Genomic DNA, 3836 nt, shown 5'->3' with positions numbered 1-3836 from the left:
AGGGAAGAGGGAAGAGGGAAAAGGGGGGCGGGCCCGCTCGGGGTTCCGCCCCCCGTCCTGTGCCGGCCTGCCCTCCCAGGACCCCATCTGGACACCGTCCCGGACGGATGCTACAATCGCTGAGTGCCTGCGCCGGGTCCCGGACGGGGCCCGGCGAATGCGTGGAGTGGCGGAACGATGACGCAGGAGACCGAGGCGCTGGAGCGCCTGCGGACTGCGGAGTTCAGGGCCGTGGGGGCCAATCAGACGGCGAAGGCGATCGGCAAGGGCCGGGCCCGGGTGGTGTTCGTGGCCCGGGACGCCGATCGGCGGGTGGTGGACGGGGTCCTGGCTGCTGCCCGGGATCGGGGCGTGGAGGTCGTGGAAGTGGCCTCGATGCGGGAACTGGGACGCGCCTGCGGGATCGCCGTGGGCGCGTCGGCCGCCGCGATCCTGTCTCCCCCCTAGGCGGCCCCGCCGGGGGTCCCCCGGCCGGGCCGCGGACGGGGCCGCCGGCCTGAGGCGGCCCCTGGCGTGCGCCGCAGGGCACCGGCCTCCGGTGCCGCGTATGGCGCAGCGTCTCCAGCGGGTCCGCCGCGCCCGCACAGGCGCGACGGGTCAACGAGATGAGTCGGGGCCACGGGCATGCAGGCGCCGGGCGGGACCGACGCCGCGGCCGCTGTGCGCCCGCGGCTCCGCAGGAATGACGTGAGGATGGAGGTGGGGACGAGAGATGCCCACCATCAGTCAGCTTGTGCGTCACGGCCGGCACCGGGTTCGGGCCAAGACCAAGTCGCCGGCCCTGGAGGGCAACCCGCAGAAGCGCGGGGTGTGCATCCAGGTCCGCACCATGACGCCCAAGAAGCCCAACTCGGCGCTGCGGAAGATTGCGCGGGTCCGGCTGACCAACGGGATGGAGGTGACCGCCTACATCCCCGGCATCGGCCACAACCTGCAGGAGCACTCGGTGGTGCTCATCCGCGGCGGGCGGGTGCCGGACCTCCCGGGGATCCGGTACCACATCATCCGGGGCGCCCTGGACGCGGCCGGCGTGGAAGGCCGCCGTCAGGGGCGCAGCAAGTACGGGGCCAAGCGCCCCAAGCAGTAGGCGGGGGAGAGCCATGCCCAGGAAGGGACCGGCGCCACGGCGGGAGATCGGGCCCGACCCGGTCTACAACAACGTGGTGGTGCACAGGCTGATCAACAAGGTGATGATGCGCGGCAAGAAGAGCCTGGCCGAGCGGATCGTGTACACGGCCTTCGACCAGATCCGGGAGAAGTCCGGCCAGGACCCGGTGAAGGTGCTGGACCGGGCGCTCCACAACGTCATGCCGGTCCTGGAGGTGCGGCCGCGGCGGGTGGGCGGGGCCACCTACCAGGTGCCCATCGAGGTGCGGCCCGAGCGCCGGCTGTCCCTGGGGCTGCGCTGGCTGGTGGAGTACGCCCGGGCGCGCAAAGACAAGCGCACCATGGTGGACAGGCTGGCGGCCGAGATTCTGGACGCGGCCGCCGGCCAGGGTGGAGCCGTGAAGAAAAAGGAGGACACGCACCGGATGGCGGAGGCCAACAAGGCGTTCGCCCACTACCGGTGGTAGGATCGGTCGGCGGGTCGGGGTAGCGGCCGGGCGGGTGCCCGGCGGGGACCCGCCGTGAGGTGCCATGATGGACGTGCCCATGGACAAAATCCGGAACATCGGCATCGTCGCCCACATCGATGCGGGCAAGACGACGACCACCGAGCGCATTCTCTTCTACACGGGTCGGGTGCACCGCATCGGTGAGGTGGACGAGGGCTCGGCGACCATGGACTGGATGGTCCAGGAGCGCGAGCGGGGGATCACCATCACCTCCGCCGCCACCACCTGCATGTGGCGGGGGCACCGGATCAACATCATCGACACCCCCGGCCACGTGGACTTCACCGTGGAGGTGGAACGGTCGCTCCGGGTCCTGGACGGCGCCGTGGTCATCCTCAGCGCCGTGGAGGGCGTCCAGCCCCAGTCGGAGACCGTCTGGCGGCAGGCAGACCGGTACCGGGTGCCCCGCATCGTCTACGTGAACAAGATGGACCGCACCGGCGCCGACTTCCTGCGGACGGTGCGCATGGTGCAGGAGCGCCTGGGCGCCCGGGCGGTGCCGGTTCAGCTGCCGGTGGGCGTGGAGGACACCTTCCAGGGCGTGGTGGACCTGGTCCGGATGAAGTCGATCCTCTACCTGGACGACCTGGGCACCCGCTCCGACGAGACCGACATCCCGGCCGACCTGCGGGAGATGGCCGAGGAGTGGCGGGAGCGGCTGCTGGAGGCCGTGGCCGAGATGGACGACGAGCTGATGGCCCGGTATCTGGACGGCCACACCCTCTCCGAGGAGGAGATCCGCCGCGGGCTGCGCCTGGGCACCCTGTCCTACCGGCTGGTGCCGGTGCTGGCCGGGTCGTCGTTCCGCAACAAAGGCGTGCAGCCGCTGCTGGACGCGGTGGTGGACTACCTGCCCTCGCCCCTGGACATGCAGGCGGTGGAGGGCTGGCATCCCGTGACCCGGGAGGTGGTACGCCGCCGTCCGGACCCCGCGGAGCCCTTCTGCGCCCTGGCGTTCAAGATCGTCACCGACCCCTACGTGGGCAAGCTCACCTACTTCCGGGTGTACTCGGGGACCCTGAAGGCCGGGTCGTATGTCTACAACGCCACCCGGGGCAGAAAGGAGCGGGTCAGCCGCATCCTCCAGATGCACGCCAACCACCGGGAGGACATCCCCGAGGCCACGGCCGGCAACGTGGTGGCGGCGGTGGGACTGCGGGAGACCACCACCGGCGACACCCTGTGCGATGAGAACCACCCCATCGTCCTGGAGGCGATGCACTTCCCCGAGCCCGTCATCGCCGTGGCGGTGGAGCCCAAGACCCGCGCCGACGAGGAGAAGCTCAGCCTGGCCCTGGCCAAGCTGGCCGAAGAGGACCCCACCTTCCGGGTGCGCTACGACCCCGAGACCGGCCAGACCCTGATCGCGGGCATGGGGGAGCTGCACCTGGAGATCATTGTGGACCGCATGCAGCGGGAGTTCGGGGTCCAGGCGAACGTGGGTCGTCCCCAGGTCGCCTATAAGGAGACCATCCGGCAGGCGGCCCAGGCCGAGGGTCGGTACATCCGGCAGACCGGTGGCCGCGGCCAGTACGGCCACGTGGTGATCATCCTGGAGCCGCTGCCCCGCGGATCGGGGATCGAGTTCGTGGATGAGATCACCGGCGGCGTCATTCCCCGGGAGTTCATCCCGGCGGTGGAGGCCGGCGTCCGCGAGGCGGCCGAGACCGGGGTCCTGGCCGGGTATCCGGTGGTGGACGTCCGCGTGCGGCTGGTGGACGGTTCCTACCACGAGGTGGACAGCTCCGAACTGGCGTTCAAGATCGCGGGCTCCCTGGCCTTCAAGGAGGCCATGGCCCGGGCGCGGCCGGTGCTTCTGGAACCGGTGATGAAGGTGGAGGTGCTGACCCCCGAGGCCTACATGGGGGATGTGATCGGCGATCTCAACGCCCGGCGGGGGCGCATCGAAGGCATCGAGCAGCAGGGGAGCCTCCGGGTGGTGCGGGCGCTGGTCCCTCTGGCGGAGATGTTCGGATATGCCACCGCCCTGCGGTCGGTGAGCCAGGGGCGCGCCACCTACACCATGGAGCCGTCCCACTATGAGGAGGTTCCTCCCTCCATCGCCGAGGAGGTCCGGGGCCGGGTCCGGGTGGGCGCGCGGGCCTAGGGGGAATCGGGTCTGAGGCACGGCAGGAGACAGACGGGGGAGGCCAGCGATGAGCAAGCCGAAGTTTGAGCGGACGAAGCCGCACGTGAACGTGGGGACGATCGGGCACGTGG

5 protein-coding genes are annotated in these 3836 nt (G+C 70.8%); all 5 read left to right on the top strand.

Features of this window, described 5'->3' with window-relative positions; all coding sequences use genetic code 11:
* Nucleotides 1–177: 177 nt before the first annotated feature.
* Nucleotides 178–447, top strand: coding sequence for a ribosomal L7Ae/L30e/S12e/Gadd45 family protein (locus RB150_10765; GenBank protein ID MDQ7821015.1), 270 nt, complete (start codon nucleotides 178–180; stop codon nucleotides 445–447).
* A 265-nt stretch (nucleotides 448–712) separates the two neighbouring features.
* A complete protein-coding gene (gene rpsL / locus RB150_10760) occupies nucleotides 713–1087 on the top strand; it encodes a 30S ribosomal protein S12 (protein ID MDQ7821014.1) in 375 nt (124 codons plus the stop codon).
* Between the two features lie 13 nt (nucleotides 1088–1100).
* On the top strand, nucleotides 1101–1574 hold the full coding sequence (gene rpsG, locus RB150_10755; protein ID MDQ7821013.1) for a 30S ribosomal protein S7: 474 nt from the start codon (nucleotides 1101–1103) through the stop codon (nucleotides 1572–1574).
* 64 nt (nucleotides 1575–1638) lie between these two features.
* Nucleotides 1639–3723 (top strand): elongation factor G, encoded by a 2085-nt coding sequence (gene fusA / locus RB150_10750; GenBank protein ID MDQ7821012.1) that lies wholly within the window; start codon nucleotides 1639–1641, stop codon nucleotides 3721–3723.
* Nucleotides 3724–3772: 49 nt separating this feature from the next.
* The coding region (locus RB150_10745; protein ID MDQ7821011.1) for a hypothetical protein at nucleotides 3773–3836 on the top strand (64 nt) is incomplete at its 3' end.

This window comes from Armatimonadota bacterium (genome assembly GCA_031081675.1).
Taxonomy (GTDB): domain Bacteria; phylum Sysuimicrobiota; class Sysuimicrobiia; order Sysuimicrobiales; family Kaftiobacteriaceae; genus Calidihabitans; species Calidihabitans tengchongensis.
Note: the sequence above shows the minus strand (reverse complement) of the source record. Positions and strands in the feature narration are given on the sequence as shown.